General features: G+C 71.0%; 14 protein-coding genes and 1 pseudogene. 11 read left to right on the plus strand and 4 right to left on the minus strand.

Annotated features, from left to right (window positions below; all coding sequences use genetic code 11):
• Window positions 1–52: 52 nt before the first annotated feature.
• Genes bcsB through DIE06_RS29740 form a run of 9 tightly spaced genes read left to right on the plus strand, consistent with a single transcriptional unit; the run spans window position 53 to window position 14801 of the window.
• On the plus strand, window positions 53–2398 hold the full coding sequence (gene bcsB / locus DIE06_RS29700; RefSeq protein ID WP_124664462.1) for a cellulose biosynthesis cyclic di-GMP-binding regulatory protein BcsB: 2346 nt from the start codon (window positions 53–55) through the stop codon (window positions 2396–2398).
• 3 nt (window positions 2399–2401) lie between these two features.
• Entirely contained in the window at window positions 2402–3628 is a 1227-nt protein-coding gene (gene bcsZ / locus DIE06_RS29705) for a cellulose synthase complex periplasmic endoglucanase BcsZ (protein ID WP_124664463.1), read from the plus strand.
• Window positions 3613–7551: a cellulose synthase subunit BcsC-related outer membrane protein gene (locus DIE06_RS29710; protein ID WP_124664464.1), complete on the plus strand. Its 3939-nt coding sequence runs from the start codon at window positions 3613–3615 to the stop codon at window positions 7549–7551. Before bcsZ ends, DIE06_RS29710 begins: the two co-directional genes overlap by 16 nt.
• A gap of 9 nt (window positions 7552–7560) precedes the next feature.
• Window positions 7561–9519: a cellulose biosynthesis protein BcsE gene (gene bcsE, locus DIE06_RS29715; RefSeq protein ID WP_124664465.1), complete on the plus strand. Its 1959-nt coding sequence runs from the start codon at window positions 7561–7563 to the stop codon at window positions 9517–9519.
• The gene (locus DIE06_RS29720) at window positions 9516–9725 is read left to right on the plus strand and encodes a hypothetical protein (protein ID WP_124664466.1); all 210 of its coding nucleotides are present in this window, start codon (window positions 9516–9518) and stop codon (window positions 9723–9725) included. Before bcsE ends, DIE06_RS29720 begins: the two co-directional genes overlap by 4 nt.
• Window positions 9722–10510 carry a cellulose biosynthesis protein BcsQ gene (bcsQ, locus tag DIE06_RS29725; protein WP_124664467.1) on the plus strand — a complete coding sequence of 263 codons (789 nt, stop codon included), beginning with the start codon at window positions 9722–9724 and terminating at the stop codon, window positions 10508–10510. Before DIE06_RS29720 ends, bcsQ begins: the two co-directional genes overlap by 4 nt.
• Window positions 10507–13044: a UDP-forming cellulose synthase catalytic subunit gene (bcsA, locus tag DIE06_RS29730; RefSeq protein WP_124664468.1), complete on the plus strand. Its 2538-nt coding sequence runs from the start codon at window positions 10507–10509 to the stop codon at window positions 13042–13044. Before bcsQ ends, bcsA begins: the two co-directional genes overlap by 4 nt.
• A gap of 27 nt (window positions 13045–13071) precedes the next feature.
• Window positions 13072–14625: a cellulose biosynthesis protein BcsG gene (gene bcsG, locus DIE06_RS29735; RefSeq protein ID WP_124664469.1), complete on the plus strand. Its 1554-nt coding sequence runs from the start codon at window positions 13072–13074 to the stop codon at window positions 14623–14625.
• Window positions 14607–14801: a hypothetical protein gene (locus DIE06_RS29740; RefSeq protein ID WP_124664470.1), complete on the plus strand. Its 195-nt coding sequence runs from the start codon at window positions 14607–14609 to the stop codon at window positions 14799–14801. Before bcsG ends, DIE06_RS29740 begins: the two co-directional genes overlap by 19 nt.
• Window positions 14802–14853: 52 nt before the next feature.
• Here the strand turns inward: DIE06_RS29740 and DIE06_RS29745 are convergent, their stop codons facing one another.
• Together DIE06_RS29745 and DIE06_RS29750 are read right to left on the minus strand one after the other, a co-directional pair.
• A complete protein-coding gene (locus tag DIE06_RS29745; protein ID WP_124664471.1) occupies window positions 14854–15738 on the minus strand; it encodes a pirin family protein in 885 nt (294 codons plus the stop codon).
• Window positions 15739–15769: 31 nt separating this feature from the next.
• On the minus strand, window positions 15770–16162 hold the full coding sequence (locus tag DIE06_RS29750; protein WP_124664472.1) for an OsmC family protein: 393 nt from the start codon (window positions 16160–16162) through the stop codon (window positions 15770–15772).
• Between the two features lie 119 nt (window positions 16163–16281).
• Between DIE06_RS29750 and DIE06_RS29755 the strand changes: the two genes are divergently transcribed.
• Entirely contained in the window at window positions 16282–17334 is a 1053-nt protein-coding gene (locus DIE06_RS29755; RefSeq protein WP_124664473.1) for an RNA-guided endonuclease TnpB family protein, read from the plus strand.
• A gap of 72 nt (window positions 17335–17406) precedes the next feature.
• Here the strand turns inward: DIE06_RS29755 and DIE06_RS29760 are convergent, their stop codons facing one another.
• Window positions 17407–18987 carry a Na+/H+ antiporter gene (locus tag DIE06_RS29760; protein WP_124664474.1) on the minus strand — a complete coding sequence of 527 codons (1581 nt, stop codon included), beginning with the start codon at window positions 18985–18987 and terminating at the stop codon, window positions 17407–17409.
• Between the two features lie 34 nt (window positions 18988–19021).
• Entirely contained in the window at window positions 19022–19282 is a 261-nt protein-coding gene (locus DIE06_RS29765) for a XapX domain-containing protein (protein ID WP_124664475.1), read from the minus strand.
• A gap of 277 nt (window positions 19283–19559) precedes the next feature.
• Here DIE06_RS29765 and DIE06_RS29770 point away from each other — a divergent pair.
• Window positions 19560–19660: pseudogene (locus DIE06_RS29770) on the plus strand (hydrolase); the annotation flags it as partial.

The raw sequence follows: 19660 nt of genomic DNA on the forward strand, positions 1-19660 counted from the left end.
CCGGTTGCGGCGCGCTTGATCACCGGACGACCACGACGATGCAGGGCCGCGCATGAAGCCGGCCGCGTCGTTGTTCGTCCTGTCGCTTGCCACGTTCGGCGCGTTCCATGCGGCCGCGCTGTCGGCCGCACCGATGCCGGTCGCTTCGGCGCCTGGTTCGGCGCTTGCTTCGGCGTCTGCCGACAGCCCGGCCACGCCGGCGCTTGCCGGCGGCGCGGCCGGGCCGCCGCTCGCGGCCGCGCCGACCGCCGCCAGCGCGGCGTCCGCCGGCCTGCCGGCAATGATCGTGCGCCTGCCGTTCGCGTCGCTCGGCGCGTTCGATCCGGTGCACCTGCGCGGTGCCGACGATGCGCGCACGATCCATGCGGGCGTGCGGCTCGACCGCGTGGTCACCGGCGCGCGGCTGCGCCTGACCTACGCGTATTCGCCGTCGCTCGTGTTCCCGATGTCGCACCTGAAGGTCTCCGTGAACGGCGAGGTGGTCGCGACCGTCCCGTTCGACGCGACGCGCGCGGGCCGCACCGTCACGCAGGACATCCCGATCGATCCGCGCTACTTCTCCGATTTCAATCAGATCGGCCTGCGCCTGATCGCGCACTACTCGCTCGATCACTGCGAGGATCCGTCGAGCTCGGCGCTGTGGGCCGACGTGAGTCCGACCAGCGAGCTGATCCTCGACGAATCGCCGGTGCGCCTGCCGAACGATCTCGCGCTGCTGCCCGCGCCGTTCTTCGACCGGCGCGACAACGGGCTCCTGCGGCTGCCGTTCGTGCTGCCGGCGTCGCCGGACTCGGCGACGCTGCGCAGCGCCGGCGTGCTCGCGTCCTGGTTCGGCGCGCAGGCCGACTACCGGCAGGCGCGTTTCCCGGTCGCGGCGACGCTGCCGGCCGACGACCAGGCGGTGGTGGTCGGCACGGCCGCGACCTTGCCGGCCGGTCTCGCGCTGCCGCCGGTCGGCGGCCCGCTGCTCGCCGTCGCCGACAACCCGGCCGCGCCCGGCCGCAAGCTGCTGGTCGTGACGGGCCGCACCGCGGCCGAGGTCGACGATGCGGTCGCGGCGCTCGTGCTGGGTCGCGCGGCGCTGTCGGGCCCGGCGGCGACGGTCGCGCACGTCGATCTCGGCGCGCCGCGCAAGCCGTACGACGCACCGCGCTGGTTGCCGGTGAACCGGCCGATCGCGTTCCGCGAACTGGTGTCGGATCCGCGCGAACTCGAAGTGCGCGGCACCTCGCCGGATGCGATCCGGCTGAACCTGCGCGTGCCGGCCGATCTCCATTCGTGGAACGGCTCGGGCGTACCGATCACGCTGCGCTACCGTTACACGGCGCCGACCGTACAGGACAACTCGACGCTCGCCGTCGAGATCAACGAACAGCTCGTGAAGTCGTACCGCCTCGGGCCGGCCCATGCGGAAGACGCGCGCGGGCGGATGCAACTGCCGCTGCTTTCGGTGCCGGAAGGGCGCGTGACGAGCGATGTCGACATTCCTGCGTTCCGTGTCGGCAGCGGCAACCAGCTGCAGTTCCGCTTCACGCTCGATTCGCAGAAGACGGGGCTCTGCTCGAGCACCGCGACCGAGCCGCAGCGCGCGGCGATCGATCCCGATTCGACGATCGACTTCTCGCACTTCGTCCACTACGCGCAATTGCCGAACCTCGCGTTCTTCGCGAACAGCGGCTTCCCGTTCACGCGCTTCGCCGACCTGTCGCAGACGGCGGTCGTCATCCCGGACCGGCCGTCGCCGCAGGAGCTCGAAGCCTACCTGACGATGCTCGGCCACATGGGGCAGTGGACCGGCTTCCCGGCGCTGCGCGTGCAGGTCGCGCGGCCCGGCGACGTCGCCGCGCTGGCGGGCCGCAAGGATCTGCTCGTGATCGACGGCTCGCCCGCGTCGCCGCTGCTGTCGCACTGGCGCGCGGCGTTGCCGCTGTCGATCGACGAGCAGGCCGGCACGGGCGCGACGCGTGTCGCGTTCTCGGTGAAGGAGCGCTGGCGCAACGGCGTCGGCATGGCCGACGGCGGCGCGCATATCGAACAGACGGGCTCGCTCGCCGCGCTCGCCGGGTTCGAGCTGCCGGGCAGCCATGGCCGCAGCGTCGTGGCGCTGACGGCGACCGACCAGGCGCGTCTGCCCGACCTGCTCGACGTATTCGAGAAGCCGGGCCTCGTGTCGCAACTGCAGGGCGACCTCGCGCTGGTACGGCCGGGGCAGGTCGACAGCCTGCGCGTCGGCGAACCTTACGTGGTCGGTTTCGTGCCATGGTATGCGCGTGTCTGGACGCACGCGGCGCGACATCCGGTGGTGCTCGGCGTGGTCGGCGTCGTCGCGGGGCTGTTGCTCGCGCTCGGCGTGTTCAGCGTGCTGCAGAGAATCGCCGCGCGCCGCCGGGGGATGTAACGGATGGCGTGGGCATTCGCAAGGCGACGGGCCGCGCGGCCGGCGCGGCGGGTCGGCACGGCGCTCGTGCTGGCCGTTGCGGCGGCGTGCGCGGCGGCCGGAACCGCCGGGCACGCGCAGGCGGCGCAAAGCGGCGCGGCCGACGGGCAGTGCGGCGCGGCATGGCCGCGCTGGGACGCGTTCAAGCGCGATTTCGTGTCGGCCGATGGCCGGGTGATCGATGTCGGCTCGACGGATTCGCGCACGGTATCGGAGGGGCAGGCGTATGGACTGTTCTTCGCGCTCGTCGCGAACGACCGGCGCACGTTCGACACGATCCTCGCATGGACCGAGAACAACCTCGCGCAGGGCGACCTGAGCGCCCGTCTGCCGGCGTGGCTGTGGGGCCGCGCGCCGGACGGCACGTGGCGGGTGCTCGACGCGAACGCGGCGTCGGATGCCGACCTGTGGATCGCCTACACGCTCGTCGAAGCCGGACGGCTGTGGCGCGAGCGCAGCTATACCGCGCGCGGCGCGCTGCTCGCGAAGCGCGTGCTCGACGACGAGACGGCCAGCGTGCCGGGCCTCGGCCTCACGCTGCTGCCCGGACCGATCGGATTCAAGCTGGCCAATGGTCAATGGCGCGTGAACCCGAGCTATTCGCCGCCGCAAGTGATCCGCGGGCTCGCCGCGCGCCTGCCCGACGATCGTCGCTGGGCCGCGCTCGCGGTCAGCACCGGCCGCGTGCTGCTCGACACCGCGCCGAAGGGCTTCTCGCCGGACTGGGCACTGTATCGCGCCGGTGCCGGTGCCGGTTTCGGGCCCGATCCGCAGACCCGCGCGGAAAGCGCGTACAACGCGATCCGCGTGTACCTGTGGGCCGGCATGCTCGATCGCGCCGATCCGCTCGCCGCGCCGCTGCTCGCGCGCTTTGCGCCGTTTGCCGATCATATCGCCGCGCATGGCGCGCCGCCGGAGAAGGTCGACACGACGACCGGCGTCGCGGGGCCGAACGACGGCAACGCCGGCTTCTCCGCGGCGGCCGTGCCGTTCCTCGACGCGCGTGGCCAGCATGCGCTCGCCGATGCGCAGGCGGCCCGCGTCGACGCGCTCGCGCGCCAGTCGGCGCCCGGCTACTACACGAGCGTGCTGACGCTGTTCGGCCTCGGCTGGCGCGACGGCCGCTACCGGTTCGGCGCGGACGGCTCGCTCGACGCGCGCTGGGAGGACCGTCGATGCGCGGCCCGATGAAGCGCACCGCACCGCGCGTCGCCGGGTTCGCGTGGCTCGCGTCATCGGTCTGTGCGGCGGCGCCGGCCGCGGCCGCTGCCGCTGTCGTCACGCCGCCGAAACCCGCCGTGCCGAAGGCCGTATCGGCTTCGACGCCGGCCGCGGCCGAACTCTCCGACGCGCGGCGCCAGCTCGCGACCGCCCGCATGTGGGGCGCCAAGCATCGCGACGACCTCGCGCGCGACGCACTGCGCAAGGGGCTCCTGATCGCGCCGAACGATCCTGAATTGCTCAAGGAACAGATGCGCGTGCTGCTGCGGCTCGGCGACGCGCAAGGCGCGCAGGCCGCGCTGGCGCGCCTGCAGGCAAGCGCGAGCGCGGCGCCCGACACGCGGCGCGCGGCCGACGAATACCGCGTCGCGACGAGCGGCCGCGGCGAGATGGCGCAGATCCGCCTGCTCGCGCGCAGCGGCCGCGCCGACGAGGCGGCCCGGCGGATCGTCGCGCTGTTTCCGAACGGCGCGCCATCCGGCGCGCTCGGCGCCGAGTACTACCAGATCGTCGCGAATGCGCCAGGCGGCCGTGAACCGGCGATCGCCGCGCTGCGCCGTGCGGTCGCGGCCGATCCGCAGGACGCGAGTGCGGCGCTGGCGCTCGCGCGGCTGCTGAACCAGCGCGAGGACACGCGTGCGGAAGCGAACCGGATCGCGTGGTCGCTCGCGAAGCGGGCTGACGCCGACCACGCGGAAGCGATGGCCGTGTGGCGGCGCGTGCTGCAGTCCGCCGGCGACGACACCGCGTATCTCGATGCGCTGCATGCGTATCTCGCGCTCGTGCCGGACGATACCGAATTCCGTGATCGCGTCGCCGCACTCGACCGGCAGCGCGACGCGCAGCGCCGGCTGGAACGCGACCCCGACTACATCGCGCAGCAGCGCGGCTTGCAGGCGCTCGCGCGCGGTGACCTGGCCGGTGCCGGTCCGTTGCTCGCGCGCGCCGCGCAGGCGCGCGCCGGCGACGCCGATGCGATCGGCGGGCTCGGCCTGTTGCGCCTGCGCGAAGGCCGGCACGACGAAGCGCGCGCGCTGTTCACGCGCGCCGCGGCGCTGTCGACCGACCAGCGCGGCAAATGGCAGAGCCTCGCGCGCACCGCGCAGTTCTGGGGGCTGCTCGCGCAGGGCCGCGCGGCGGCGTCGGCCGGGCGGCCGCAGGATGCCGAGCGCGCGGCGCGCGCCGCGCTCGCGATGCAGCCCGATAGCCCGGACGCGAAGCTGCAGCTTGCCGATGCGCTGCTCGCGCAGCGCGACTGGACACGCGCGGAGCCGTTGCTGCGTGAACTGCTCGCCGCGCGTTCGCCGAACCTGTCGGCGGTGCGCGGCACGGCGACGCTGTACGAGAACACCGGCCGCGCGGATCGCGTCGGCCCGCTGCTTGACGCACTGCAGGGCCGCGTGACCGGCCGCGACGATCGCCGCGCGCTCGACGGGCTGCGCGCCGACCTGCTGGCGAGCCAGGCGCGCGCGCTCGCGGACAAGGGCGAACGCGGGCCGGCCGCGCAACGCTACGAAGCGGCCGTGCGCGCGGCGCCCGATGCGCCGTGGACGCGTTTCGCGCTCGCGCGGCTGTATCGCGACATGGGGCTGCCGCAACTCGGCCGCACGGTGATGGATGACGGGCTCGCGCAAGGCGATACGCCCGAGATGCGCTATGCGACCGCGTTGTATCGCAACTCGCTCGACGACATCGCGGGCGCGCAGGCCGCACTCGCGGGCGTCGACGACGCGCACCGCTCGGACGGCATGCGTGCGCTCGCGCGCAAGCTCGACGCGGAAAGCGCGCTGGCCGGCGCGCGCGGCGCGCTCGGCCGCGGCGATCGCGCGGCGTTCGCCGCATCGCTCGCGCATGCGCAGGCGAGCGCGCCGGACGATCCCGACATGCTGGCCGCGCTCGGCGCGCAGTGGATCGACGCGGGTGAACCCGAGCGCGGCCTCGCACCGTTGCGCGACTGGATCGCCGCGCATCCGCGCGAGGCCGATCCCGACGTGCGGCTGCGCTACGGCGACCTGCTCGGCAGCGCGGGGCGCGACGACGCGCTCGCCGCGTGGCTCGATACGCTGCGCCGTGAACCGGCGCTGACGCCGGCACAGACCGCACGCATCGAAGACCAGTCGCTGCGGCTCGTGCTGCGGCAGACGGACGACGCGATCGCGCGGCAGGATTATGCGCGCGCCCGCACGCTGCTCGATCGTGCGAGCCCGGCCGGCCGCGCGGACCCGCGCTACGCGCTCGAACTGGCCGACCTCGAACGCGCGCAGGGGCATTACGACGCCGCACGCGACGCGCTCGCGCCGGTCGTCGCGCGCACGCCGGACGATGCCGATACGCAGCTCGCGCTCGCGCGTATCGACGAGGACAGCGGCCATCGCGCGGCCGCGCTCGCACGCGTGCAGGTCGTGCTCGCGCGCACGCCGGAGGACGACGTCGATACGCGGCTGTCGGTCGTGCGCCGGCTGAACGCGCTGCGCCGCCCGGACGAAGCCGCGCAGGTGATCGACCCGCTGCAGGCCGCGTATCCGGCGCGCGCCGACGTGACGGTCGCAGCCGGGCGCGTGGCCGAGGCGCAGGGCCGCTACGACGATGCCGCGTCGCTGTACCGGCTGTCGCTGTCGCAGGAACGCGCGAGCGGCGTGAGCCCGGGCCGCGACGGCCGCACGCCCGCGCAGGTCGCGTTCGCGGATCTCGAGCAGCGGCGCGACCCGGAGATCGAGATCGGCTGGCTGCCGGCGTACAAGTCGGGCGACGAAGGGATTTCCGCGTACCGCGCGCAGCAGGTGCCGATCTACATGCAGGTGCCGGTGCGCTACGACGGGCACGCGTTCCTGCAGCTCGACACCGTGCACCTGGACGCCGGCTCGCTCGATACGAGCGTGCCGAACGCGTATTCGCTGAAGACGTTCGGGACCTACGCGGCGCTCAACACGCCGATCGGGCTGCCCGCGCCGTTCACGGCGAATCCGTCGGCCGCCGCATTGATCGCGCATCCGCAGGGCGACCTGCACCAGCCGATGACGGGTGTCGCGCTCGGCGCCGGCTATCGCACGGACGCGTGGCGCGTCGATCTCGGCACGTCGCCGCTCGGCTTTCCGGTGCATTACCTGGTCGGCGGTGTGCGCTACCGCTTCGACGCGGGCCCGGCGAGCTTCACCGTGAACGCGTCGCGCCGGCCGGAGACGAGCAGCGTGCTGTCGTATGCGGGGATGCGCGACCCGTGGACCGGAGCGGTATGGGGCGGCGTGCGCCGCGATGGCGTGAACCTGCGCGCGGCGGTCGACGTCGGCCGCGTGAACCTGTTCGCGGAACTCGGCGCGGGCGTGCTGTCGGGCCGCAACGTCGAGCGCAACGCGGAAGTCACGTTGCGCTCGGGCTTCACGGTGCCCGTGTACGAACGGGCGACGATGAAGGTGAGCACGGGGCTCGTCGGCAATGCGTGGCACTACGCGCAGAACCTGCGTTACTACACGTACGGGCAGGGCGGTTACTACAGCCCGCAGCGCTACCTGTCGCTCGGCGTGCCGATCGAGTGGACGGGGCGGCGCGACGCGCTGTCGTGGGATCTGACCGTCACGGCCGGGATCTCGAACAGCTATGAAAAGGATTCGCTGTTCTACCCGACCTTCGCGAACCAGCGCGCCGCGCAGGAGGCGGCCGGGCTCGTCTACGCGGGCAGTTCGACGCGCGGCGTGTCGTTCTCGTACGGCGTGAACGGCATCGTCGAGTATCGCGTGAATCCGCACCTGAGCATCGGCGCGCAACTGCACGTCGACCGGTCGCACGACTACGCGCCGAGTTCGGCGCTCGTGTACTTGCGCTATGCGTTCGACGCACGCGCGGCGCGCAGCTGGCTCGTCACGCCGACGCCGGTGCGGCTTTATTCGGATTACTAGGGGAAGCGCGTGAATACGGAAATCGAAGCAACCCGTCCCGCGCTCGGCGCCGCCGGCCTGCTGGGCCGCCTGCGTGCGCTGCTGCGCATGGGGCCGGCGGGCGGCCGCGCCGGCCCGCTGAGCCGGCTCGCGATCGACGGGCTGCCCGATACGTGGACGCAGCTGGAAGCGGGCGGCCTGTACGCGATCTATGCCGCTGCCGGCACGCCGGCATGCGACACGCTGGTGTGGGAAAGCGCGCGCCAGGCGCGTACGCGCGACGTGACGGTCGTGCTGTCGCGCGACGCGGCGCGCGTTGCCGCGCAGCTGCAGGCGCGCGGTTTCTCGGGTGGCGCGCATCCAGACGGTTGGCCGCGCAATCTCAACGTGCTGGCGATGCCGCCGGTGCCCGGGGCGGCCGCGGCGGCCGCGGCGGCCGACGGCGACGCCGCGATCGAACCGGGTGCGCCGCGCCGTGCGGCGCCCGGTCCGTTCGCACGGCTCACGGGCGGCTTGCGCGCGATGAAGCGCTACGGCTTTCGCGCGCGCTCGCTGTATTTCATCGAAGGCGCGCAACGCTGGTTCAGCTGGAACGATCCGGCCGCACTCGCGGAAGAAGCGCACGCGCTCGCCGACTGGTGCCGCACGCACCGGATCGCGCTGGTGCTGCTGGTCGATCCCGAGATCGTGCGCACCGGCGCCGATCCCGATACCGACGATCCGCCGCTCGTGCGCGACGCGAATCGCGCGCCGCGCAGCGGCTTTCACGGCGTGTGCTCGGGCGTCGCGCAACTGCAGCGCACGCACGGCGAGCTGCTGTGGGTCGTCGATTTCTGGCGGGCGGGCGACACGCTCGCGGCCGGCGAAGTGCGGCCGCTGCGCTTCGCGCCGGGCGGCCGGCTCGCGGCGGTCGTCGATGGCGCCGCCGAACCGTCGCGCCGGATGAAGCTCGCGACCGACGAGGATCGCGTCGTCGTCAGCCGCGCGGTGTTCGACGACGCGCGCCGCGTGCCCGCCGGCTGGGAAATCGTCGATGACAACGCGGCGGTCGTCGCGGCCTGTGCGCACGCGCAGGCCGCGACCGCGGTGCTCGCGTTCCGCTCGCACGCCCAGCTCGAGTCGCTGTGCGCGGCCGTTCACGCGCTGCGCCGGCAGTGCGGCGGCGCACTGAAGATCGCCGTCGTCGAGCGCGACGAGGTGCTGCGCCAGCAGTTCGAGATGCTGCTGCTGAGCGTCGGCGCGAACCGCGTCGTCGCGCGCGACCTGCCGCTGTCGCGGATGCAGGCCGCCGTGCACGCGCTGCGCGGGCAGCTCTATGCGCGGCCCGTCGCGCCCGACTATCGCGCGGCGCTCGCGGCCGCGCTCGGCGATTCGGTGCTCGGCTACCTGCCGGTCGGCGCGTTCTGCCTGCAGACGCGCGCGGTGCTCGATCGCGGCGCCGTGCTCGCGCTGCCGCATACGCTCGCGAAGATCGCGCTGCTGCCCGACGCGTCGCACGTCGATGCGCTGCGGCACTGCCGGCCGCGCCGCGCGGGCGACGTCGTGACGGCCGATGCCGGACACCTGTACGTGTTCCTGTTCGCGTGCGAGCCGGCCGATGCCGAGGACGCGCTCGCGCGGATCTTCGACGTGCCGGTCGATACGCTGTCCGATCGTGTCGTGTGTCTCGGGGAAGGCAGCATCGACACCGAGCTCGACGCGCTGAAGACGGAGAACCGGCGCGCGCCGATCGCCGACTATAGCGACCTGTTCGCGGCCACGCAGCCGGCGCGCGCCGATCGCGGCGCGGCGTCGACCGAAGCGAGCGAACTGAGCGAAGTGAGCGGTTCGATCGACGCGATCGATACGATCGTCGCGCTCGAGGCGATCGGTGCGACGCCGGCGCCCGTGCCCGTCGACGCATCGTCGCCGGAACCCGTCATTCCCGCCGCGCGCACGCGCGGCGCCATCCGCAGCGCGATGCCGTTGCGCAATCCGGAGAGCGCATGATCGCCGAACTCGTCATCGGATTCATCGTCGGCATCGCGATCGCGGTGCCGGTGTGGATCGTCGTGCAGCACCTGGGCCTCGGCCGCGGTTTTCATGCGCCGCGCGGGCTGCACCGGCGCGACGCGGTGCCGTGCGAACTCGTGCCGGTCGCGCTGCGCGGGCGCCTGCTGCCCGATGCCGGCAGCGCCGACGAGGCCGCGCGATGAAGACGATCGCCGTCACGTCGACGACCGGCGGCGCGGGCCGCACGACGCTCGCGGCCGCGCTCGCGGTGCTGCTCGCGCGCCGCGGCCGGTCGGTCGTCGCGGTCGAGTTCGACGCGCAGAACCTGATGGGCGCGACGCTCGGTCTCGACACGCTGGCCGAACACGGGCTCGCGCACAGCCTGCTCGGTGACCCGGATGACGCCGCACCGTGGCATGCGCATACGTGGCGCAATGCCGACGGCGTGCTGTTCGTGCCGTACGGGCAGGTCGACGCGGCGGGCGCCGCCGCCTGCGATGCGCGGCTCGCGGCCGATCCGGCCTGGCTGTCGCATGCACTCGACGAGATCGCGCTGCCGGCCGACGGCGTCGTGCTGGTCGACACCGCCCGCTATCCGTCGCCGCAGGCCGAGCAGGCGATTCGCCGTGCCGACCTGACGCTCGTCGTCGTGCCGCCCGAACCGGCCGCGTGCGCGACCGTCGCCGCGCGCCTCGACGCGCTGCGCGCCGGCGGCGGCGACCTGCAGATCGTCGTGAACCGGCTGAACCCGGCACGCGACATGCAGCGCGATGCGCTCGCGATGCTGCGCGCCGTCGCGGGGCCGGCGTCGATGCTCGAGCAGCGGATTCACGTCGACGCGGCCGTGCCGGAATCGCTCGCGCGCGGCAGCTGGATCTTCGACGACGCGCCGTATTCGCAGGCGTCGCACGACCTGAACGGCGTCGCGAACTGGGTCGACATGTGGCTCGCGGCGGCCGTGGCCGGCCGCACGGGAGCGCGGCGATGAAGGCCGCGTTCGCGCCGCGCTGGCGCGCCGCGGCCCGGCGCGCGGCCGACTGGTGCGCGCGCGGGATCGGGCTGCCGGCCCAGCGCACGCTGCTCGACTGGCTCGTGCGGCTGTTCTTCCATGCGCCGCCGCCCGGCCGGCCCGACCCCGTGCGCCGCCGGGCGCGCGTCGCCTTTCTGTGGCTCGCGCAAGAGTGGGGCGTGCTGCAGCCGCTGAGCCCGCGCGAATGGCTGTGGCGCGCGATCGTGCGCGCACCGCGCGCGGCCGACAGGCAGCCCGCGCGCGACCCGCTCGCGTGGTTCGACACGTTCGTCGTGCCGGTCTACGTCGCGGTGCGCGCGCTCGGTGCACGCATCGACGCGCTGCTCGCGCGTCTGCCGTGGGCGCGCTGGGGCGGCTGGCTCGACGCGCGCGCGCACGGGGTCGGCCGGCACCGCTGGCTCGCGCCGCTGCTGCTGGTCGGCGGCGCGCTGATGTGGGCCGCGGCCGGGATGTCGCCGCTGATGCCCGGCGCGCAGTTCGCGTTCTTCGCGATCGTCGCGGTGCTGGCGCTCGCGCTGCGCCGTCTGCCGGGCCATCTGCCGACCCTCGCGCTCGCATCGCTCGCGCTGCTCGCCACCGTCCGCTACGTGTGGTGGCGCACGACCCAGACGCTCGATTTCCGCAGCCCCGTCGAGGCGTTTTCCGGCTACCTGCTGTACGGCGCCGAAGCCTATACGTGGATGATCCTGCTGCTCGGCTTCATACAGACCGCGTGGCCGCTCGACCGGCCGATCGTGCCGCTGCCGGACGATCCCGACAGCTGGCCGAGCGTCGACATCTACATCCCGACCTACAACGAGCCGTTGTCGGTCGTGAAGCCGACCGTATTCGCGTCGCAGAGCATCGACTGGCCGACCGAAAAGCTGCGCGTGTACCTGCTCGACGACGGCAAGCGCCCCGAGTTCGCGGCGTTCGCGCGGGAGGCGGGGATCGGCTACCTGACGCGCGACGACAACCGCCACGCGAAGGCCGGCAACATCAACCGCGCGCTGCCGAAGACGCATGGCGAATACATCGCGATCTTCGACTGCGACCACGTGCCGACGCGCTCGTTCCTGCAGACCACGATGGGCGTGTTCCTGCGCGACCCGAAATGCGCGCTGGTGCAGACGCCGCACCATTTCTTCTCGCCCGATCCGTTCGAGCGCAACCTTGGCACGTTCCGCGAGATCCCGAACGAGGGCAACCTGTTCTACGGGCTCGTGCAATCGGGCAACGACCTGTGGAACGCGACGTTCTTCTGCGGATCGTGCGCGGTGCTCAAGCGCACCGCGCTGGAGGAGGTGGGCGGCGTCGCGGTCGAGACCGTGACCGAGGACGCGCACACCGCGCTCAAGCTGCATCGCCGCGGCTACACGTCGGCGTACCTGCCCACCGTGCAGGCGGCCGGCCTCGCGACCGAGAGCCTCGCGGGCCACGTGAAGCAGCGCACGCGCTGGGCGCGCGGGATGGCGCAGATCTTCCGCATCGACAATCCGTTCCTCGGGCGCGGGCTCGGCTTCATCCAGCGGATCTGCTACGGCAACGCGATGCTGCATTTCTTCTACGGGATCCCGCGACTCGTGTTCCTGACGATTCCGCTCGCGTACCTGTTCTTCCACCTGTACTTCATCAATGCGTCGTCGATCGCGCTCGCGAGCTACGTGATCCCGTACCTGGTGCTCGCGAACGTCGCGAACTCGCGGATGCAGGGGCGCTATCGCCATTCGTTCTGGGCCGAGGTCTACGAATCGGTGCTCGCGTGGTACATCGCGCTGCCGACCACCGTCGCGTTCTTCAGCCCGCGGCACGGCAAGTTCAACGTGACCGACAAGGGCGGCAAGATCGACGAAGGCTATGTCGACTGGTCGACGTCGAAGCCGTACCTCGTGCTGTTCGCGCTGAACGTGCTCGCGATCGCGGCCGGGCTGTGGCGGCTCGTGGCCGACCAGGGCGACGAGGCGTCGACGATCCTGATCACGCTCGGCTGGACCGTCTACAACCTCGCGATGCTCGGCGCGGCGATGGCCGTCGCGCGCGAGACCAAGCAGGTGCGCGTCACGCACCGGATCGCGATGCGCGTGCCGGCGACGCTGCTGCTCGCCGACGGTTCGACGGCCGCGTGCTTCACGAGCGACTACTCGACCGGCGGCCTCGGCCTCGAGGCGGTGCCGGGGTTGCCGCTCGCGGTCGGCGACACGCTGACGGTGTGCGTGACGCGCGGCGACCGGCCGTTCCCGTTCCCGGTGCGCGTGAGCCGCGTGACGCCGACCCACGTCGGCGTGAGTTTCGAGGCGCTGACGCTCGAGCAGGAGCGCCAGCTCGTGCAGTGCACGTTCGGCCGCGCGGACGCGTGGCTCGACTGGCACGCGAGCGCGCGCTCGGATACGCCGCTGCGCGGGCTGAAGGAAGTGCTGCGGGTGGGCCTGGACGGTTATGTCCGGATGTGGAAGGGTGCGGCGCGCGGTGTGCGGTCGATGCTGGCACCCAAGCTCGATCGGGCGCGCGACTGACGCGGCGCCCATCACGGAGTGGTTTAGATGACGTTCTGGAATCTGTATTTCATCCTGAAGTTCGCGCTGTACGCGACCGGCCACCTGGAGCCGCTGTGGCTCGCGAACCTCGCGTTCGCGCTGGTGCTCGCGGCGAGCGCGCCGATCCGGAAGCGCGTATGGCGCATCGTGCGGCAACTCGTCGCGATCGCGATCGCCGTGCCGCTGCTCGCGCGCGAACTGCATGCGCCGCCGCTCGCGCGCCTCGCCGAAGCCGCGCGCGAGGTCAGCACGTTCCGCATCGACTACTGGATGGAACTGCTGCCGCGCCTGTTGCCGCCGGTGCTGGTGCTGACGGTGGCGGGCGCGCTGATCGCCTATTTCATCGTCAACCGCTGGGTGCGCGTCGCGACCTTCGTGCTCGCCGCGTTGATCGTGATGCCGCTGTGGCAGGCCGGCAACGGGCTGATGGCGCGCGTCGTCGCGCCGCTCCCGCAACAGGCCGACGCGACGGGTGCGCGCGCCGGCCAGCCCGAGGATCACAACGCGGCGCTCGCGACGTTCCGCGCGCAGGAGTCGCAGCGACAGGTCGCGTTCGGTCGTCTCGGCAACGATCCGTCCGCGCAGTTCGACGTGATCGTGCTGCACGTCTGCTCGCTGTCGTGGGACGACCTCGATGCCGCGAAGGTGCGCAATCACCCGATGCTGAGCCACTTCGACTACCTGTTCAACAACTTCAGCACGGCGGCGAGCTACAGCGGCCCGGCCGCGATCCGCGTGCTGCGCGCAAGCTGCGGACAGGAAGCGCACGCGGACCTGTACAAGAGCGCGCCGCAGCAGTGCTACCTGTTCTCGCAACTCGCGTCCGCCGGTTACACGGTGCAGTCGCTGCTGAACCACGACGGCCACTTCGACAACTTTCTGCAGGTCATTCACGACAACATCGGCGTGCCCGACGCGCCGATGATCTCGAACGCCGCCGCGCCGGTCGCGATGCATGCGTTCGACGGCTCGGCGATCAAGGACGACTACGGCACGCTCGCGAACTGGTACGCGCAGCGCGCATCGGTGCCGGGCCCGGTCGCGCTGTACTACAACACGATCAGCCTGCACGACGGCAACCGCGTGGTGGGCAGTTCGCTCACCAGCATCGATTCGTATCCGCAGCGCGTGACCAGGCTGATGAACGATTTCGACCGGCTCGCCGACCTGATCGCGCAGTCGGGCCGGCGCGCGGTGATCGTGTTCGTGCCCGAGCACGGCGCCGCGCTGCGCGGCGACAAGAACCAGGTGGCCGGCCTGCGCGAGATTCCGACGCCGCGCATCGTCCACGGGCCGGTCGGCGTGCGGCTCGTCGGCTTCACCGGCAATCACGGCACGACGACCGTGATCGACCAGCCGACGAGCTTCCTCGCGCTCGCGCAGCTGCTGTCGAACCTCGTGTCGAACAGCCCGTTCAAGCCCGGCGTGACGCTCGCGCAATACGCGGCCGACCTGCCGCGCACGCGGATGGTCGGCGAGAACGAGGGCACGGTGACGATGCAGACGACCGCGGGCTATGCGGTCAAGACCCCGGACGGTGTATGGATCGACGAACAGTAAATATCGGCGAAGGCGACGACGATCGCCTGTCGCAACCGAACGACGTGCTCGGCCTCGCGCGGCATCTGCCCGCGCTGGATCCGGCACGCTACGTCGACGAGCAGGCGCGGCGCGCGTTCGTCGAATCCCTCGACCGCTGGCCGGTGCTGGCGAAGCTGATGGGATTGAAGCCGTAAACGCACGGCGGCCGGCGTGAATGCCGGCCGCCGCGTCGATCGTCCGACCGACTTACTTCGCCTTGCGCTCCGGCTGGCGCGTCCACTCGTTTTCTTCGCCGGGCACCTTGCCGAAGGTCTGCGCGGCCCACGCGTTGCGGGCCGCCTCGATCTTCGCGCGCTCGCTCGACACGAAATTCCACTCGATGAACCGCTCGCCCGGCAGGTGCGCACCGCCGAGCAGCATCACGCGCGCGCCGTTCGCGCTGGCGAGCGCGACGCTCGCGCCGGGCTCGAGCACGGCCATCGTCGCGGGGGCGAGCGGTGCGCCGGCGATCGTGAGGTCGCCGTCGACGAGATACACGCCGCGCTCGTCGTGTTCCGCATCGAGCGCGAGTTGCCCGTCCGCGGTGAATTCCGCGTACGCATAGAGGGTCGGCGAGAACACGGCGACCGGCGACGCGAGGCCGAACGCGGTGCCCGCGATCACGCGCACGCTCGTGCCGTCGCGCGTGAACGACGGCAGCGTGTCGGCCGCGTGATGCACGAACGCGGGCGCGGTGTCCTCGTGCTCGACCGGCAGCGCGACCCAGGTCTGGATCCCGTGCACCGGCTGGGCATGCGGGCGGTCCTCGTCGGGCGAACGCTCGGAGTGGACGATGCCGCGCCCGGCCGTCATCCAGTTCACGTCGCCGGGCACGATCTTCTGCCGGAAGCCGAGGCTGTCGTGATGCATCAGCGTGCCGTCGAACAGGTAGGTGACGGTCGCGAGGCCGATGTGCGGATGCGGCAGCACGTCGATGCCGCTGCCGGCCGGCAGGACGGCCGGCCCCATCTCGTCGAAGAAGATGAACGGGCCGACGAGGCGCGCGGCGCGCGCGGGCAGCACGCGGCGCACGACGAGGTTGCCGATGTCGCTCTCGCGCGGCGTGAGCAGGGTCTTGATCGATGCTGACATGGTGAAGGTCTCGTGGTCGAAGGGCGATGCGTCAGGCGATGGCCGTGTCGATCGCGATCGGGTGCGTGAGGATCTTGTGCACCGGGCACGCATTCGCGATCTGCAGCAGGCGTTCGCGCTGCTCGTTCGACAGGTCGCCGTCGAGCGTGATGCGGCGCATGATCGTGCTGCCCGCGCTGCCCGATTCGTGCGCGAGTTTCACGTGCACTTCGGCGAGCGGCCAGCCCTTGCGTTGCGCATACATCTTCAGCGTGATCGCGGTGCATGCACCGAGGCTCGACAGCAGCAGCGCGACGGGTGTCGGTGCGGAATCGCCGCCGCCGAGCGACGCGGGTTCGTCGGCGCGCCACTGATGGACGCCGTCGGTGAAATGGACCAGGTAATCGACCGAGCCGATGCTCGCTTCGACAGTGATTTCGCTCATCAGAATTTGCTCCGAGAAACCCCGCCATTTCCCCCAAGGGGACTTCCTTCGGGGCGAATGGCGGGAAGGAAAGGTGTGCTGTTGACAGGCAGCTTCTTCCACGGGTTAGGATCACCAGCATGATCCTTGTCTACCGCTACCGCGTGAAGTCGCTCAACGGACTGCTCAACAAGCAGAGCCGTGCGGTGAACTACGTCTGGAACTTCTGCAACGATACGCAGAAGCACGCGCTCAAGTGGAGCAAGAAGTGGCCGACGGGATTCGATCTGAACGTGCTGACGGCTGGGAGCAGCAAGGCGCTCGGTATCCACTCCGGCACGATCAACGCGACGTGCGAGCAATACGCGAAGTCGCGCAGTCAGCACCGTCGGCCTTACCTGCGCTATCGCGGCAGGAAATCGCTCGGCTGGGTACCGCTGAAGGGCCGAGACCTGAAGCGCGAGGGCGACGCGTTTCGCTTTGGCGGCAACACCTTTCGCGTGTTCAACAGCCGACCGCTTCCCGAAGGCAAGATCAAGGACGGAACCAACTTTGCGCAGGATGCACGCGGCAACTGGTTTCTCAACATCGCGATTGAAATGCCCGATGTTCAGGCTCGCCCGATTCGTTCGGGTGTCGGCATCGATCTCGGTCTGAAAGACTTCGCGACACTTTCGACGGGCGAGAAGCTGCCTAACGATCGGTTCGGTCGATGCGCGGCCGAGAAGCTCGCGAAAGCGCAACGGGCGCGAAAGCACAAACGACATATCGCGAAGTTGCACGCCAAGGTCGCGAATGCCCGTGCCGATTTCCAGCACAAGCTCGCACTCGATCTGGTGCGGCGTTTCGATTACATCGCGATCGGCAACGTGTCGGCCGCGAAGCTCGCCAGAACCGGGATGGCGAAGAGCGTCTACGACGCATCCTGGTCGTCCTTCCGGAACAAGCTCCGTTACAAGGCGATCGCGCACGGAGTCACGTTCGAGGAAGTCGACGAAAGCGGTTCCACCCAGTCCTGTTCGGCGTGCGGGTCGAAAGACAGCACAACGCGGCCGAAAGGTATCGCGGGACTGAGAATAAGAGCGTGGGCCTGCAGTGACTGTGGTGTCGTGCATGATCGTGATATCAACGCTGCGCTGAACATTCTCCGATGCGGACGTGCATCGCCAGGTGTGGGAATCCCAGGCCTTTAGGCGGAAGAGGACGTCAATGCAATTCCATGTGGGGAAAAGAGGAGGGCCGGCGCCCGGCCGCATTGCCGGACGTCAGGGTTCGAGCAGACGCTGCAGCCGCAGTTCCTCGAAATCCAGCTCGGATTCTATGCGGTGCAGCACCGCGTCGTCGACCCGGCCGTCACGATGCAGGTCGAGCAGCGCGTCGCGCGACACGCCGACCAGCTCGAGCTCGACGCGCAGCATCCGCGCACGCACGTCCGCCGGTTCCGCGCCGTCGCGGTGCGCGCGCTCGTTCAACGCGACGCGGCTCCGGTATTCGGTCAGCAGCCGGTCGAGCGATGCGCGTTCGAGGGTCGAGCCGCGCTGCTCGCGCGCATCGAGCTCCGCGAGCGCCGCACCGAACGTATACGCGCGCACCGCGTGCTCGGACATCGTGTGCCGCGCGGCCGGGCGCAGCTTCAGCACGCGGATCAGCGGCGCGAGCGTGCCGCCCTGCACGACCAGCGTCGCGATGATCAGCAGGAACGTGCTGAACAGGATCAGGTCGCGGCCGGGGAAGTTGCTCGGCAGCGCGATCGCGGCGGCGAGGCTCACGACGCCGCGCATGCCGGACCAGCCGAGCACGACGGCCTCGCGCCACGACCACGGCGCATGGCCCGTGCGCGGCGCGCGCAGGCGGCCCGGCAGCCACATCGCGACGAACACCCACACGACGCGCGCGGCGATCGCGGCGGCCGTCGCCGGCAGCGCGACGCGCAGGCCGGCCATCAGCACCGCGCCTTCGTGGTTCACGCCGGCGAGGATCGCGTGCAGCGCGAGGCCGATCAGGATGAACACGAGCGCGTCGAGCACGAACACGATCGCTTCCCAGGTCGCCTTCGCCTTGATTCGCATGTCGGCGTCGAACACGCGATGCTGGCGCACGCCGAGCACGAGGCCGCACGTCACGACCGACAGCACGCCCGAGCCGTGCACGGCTTCCGCGATCCCGTAGCTGCCCCACGCCATCGCGAAGGTCACGACGATACCGAGCATCGGCTCGCGCAGGCGCCGCAGCACCCAGCACATCGCATGGCCGCACGCGAGGCCGACCGCGATGCCGATCAGCGTGAGCGAGAAGAACAGGCCGGTGGCGCTCGCGGTCGTGATCGTGACGGCGAGCGCCGCCGAGACGGCCATCTGATACAGCAGCAGGCCCGATGCATCGTTGACCAGGCTTTCGCCTTCGAGCACCGCAACGAGTCGCGCGGGCAGCGGATGGCGCTGCAGGATCGCCTTCGCGGCGACCGCGTCGGGCGGCGACACGATCGCGCCGAGCGTGAAGCACGCGGCCCACGGCAGCGCCGGATTGGCCGCACGCACGGCGAGCGCGACCGCAATCGTCGTGAACACCACCGCACCGAGCGCGAGCGACGCGATCGATGCGAGCTCGTGCCGGAATTCCTTCCACGCCGTATAGAAGCCGCTCGACATCAGCAGCGGCGGCAGCACGGCCGCGAGCAGCAGCGCCGGGTCCATGTCGGGCGTGCGCTTGCCCGCGATGGCCACCACGCAGCCGCCGAGCAGCAGCACGACGGCCGGCGGAATCGCGATCCGCTCCGCGAGCCACGTGAGCGCGCCTGCGCCGCAGATCAACAGCAGCAGGTAATGGAACAGCTCGACGTTGCTCATGCGCGGCGCGAGCGGCCGATGCGGGGCGTACGCGTCACGACGGCTTGTGTTCGTTCGTGCTGCCGCCCGGCAGCGCGCCGAACATGTGCTGGCTGCACTTCGCGTCGCGCCATGCGGCGTTCAGCCGGTGACCCGCGAGCATGCGCCGCGCGACGGGCAGGATCTGCTCGCCGGCGAGCATGCCGAGCAGCCCGACGAGTGCGATGATCGGCGGCGCCGGCGAGTTCACGCCGATCGCGCCGTAGATGACGCCGGCGAGGATGCCGGCGAGCAGCGACAGGACATAGGATTTCATGATGGGCGTCTCGTGATCGGATGATGGCTGGCGACGCATGCGTCGTCGCGGTCCTGGAAGCGTATCGGGTTTACGTGAAGAAAAAAAGGGCGGATTGCCCTTGTTTGCCCGCCTATTCTGGAATCCGAGTGATTCCAGTTTTTGGGTGTTCGTCCTGCAGGATTGCAGTTTAAATAATTGGAGCCGGACGGCGCCGACCCGGCGCGACACCGACTCGAGTCCTCCCGCGTTCGCGGCGAGGCCGGCCCCTCTTTTCGTTCACAGGATGATTCACGCCATGAGCAACCCGAAACTTGAAGTACTCACCCCGCAGAACAGCCAGCTGATCTTCATCGACCAGCAGCCGCAGATGGCGTTCGGCGTGCAGTCGATCGATCG

Source organism: Burkholderia sp. Bp8998 (assembly GCF_003854235.1).
Taxonomy (GTDB): Bacteria; Pseudomonadota; Gammaproteobacteria; order Burkholderiales; family Burkholderiaceae; genus Burkholderia.

Coding starts and splice junctions, on each gene's coding strand:
- bcsB (WP_124664462.1), top strand. CDS start 53: ATGAAGCCGGCCGCGTCGTTGTTCGTCCTGTCGCTTGCCACGTTCGGC.
- bcsZ (WP_124664463.1), top strand. CDS start 2,402: ATGGCGTGGGCATTCGCAAGGCGACGGGCCGCGCGGCCGGCGCGGCGG.
- DIE06_RS29710 (WP_124664464.1), top strand. CDS start 3,613: ATGCGCGGCCCGATGAAGCGCACCGCACCGCGCGTCGCCGGGTTCGCG.
- DIE06_RS29720 (WP_124664466.1), top strand. CDS start 9,516: ATGATCGCCGAACTCGTCATCGGATTCATCGTCGGCATCGCGATCGCG.
- bcsQ (WP_124664467.1), top strand. CDS start 9,722: ATGAAGACGATCGCCGTCACGTCGACGACCGGCGGCGCGGGCCGCACG.
- bcsA (WP_124664468.1), top strand. CDS start 10,507: ATGAAGGCCGCGTTCGCGCCGCGCTGGCGCGCCGCGGCCCGGCGCGCG.
- bcsG (WP_124664469.1), top strand. CDS start 13,072: ATGACGTTCTGGAATCTGTATTTCATCCTGAAGTTCGCGCTGTACGCG.
- DIE06_RS29740 (WP_124664470.1), top strand. CDS start 14,607: ATGGATCGACGAACAGTAAATATCGGCGAAGGCGACGACGATCGCCTG.
- DIE06_RS29745 (WP_124664471.1), bottom strand. CDS start 15,738: ATGTCAGCATCGATCAAGACCCTGCTCACGCCGCGCGAGAGCGACATC.
- DIE06_RS29750 (WP_124664472.1), bottom strand. CDS start 16,162: ATGAGCGAAATCACTGTCGAAGCGAGCATCGGCTCGGTCGATTACCTG.
- DIE06_RS29755 (WP_124664473.1), top strand. CDS start 16,282: ATGATCCTTGTCTACCGCTACCGCGTGAAGTCGCTCAACGGACTGCTC.
- DIE06_RS29760 (WP_124664474.1), bottom strand. CDS start 18,987: ATGAGCAACGTCGAGCTGTTCCATTACCTGCTGCTGTTGATCTGCGGC.
- DIE06_RS29765 (WP_124664475.1), bottom strand. CDS start 19,282: ATGAAATCCTATGTCCTGTCGCTGCTCGCCGGCATCCTCGCCGGCGTC.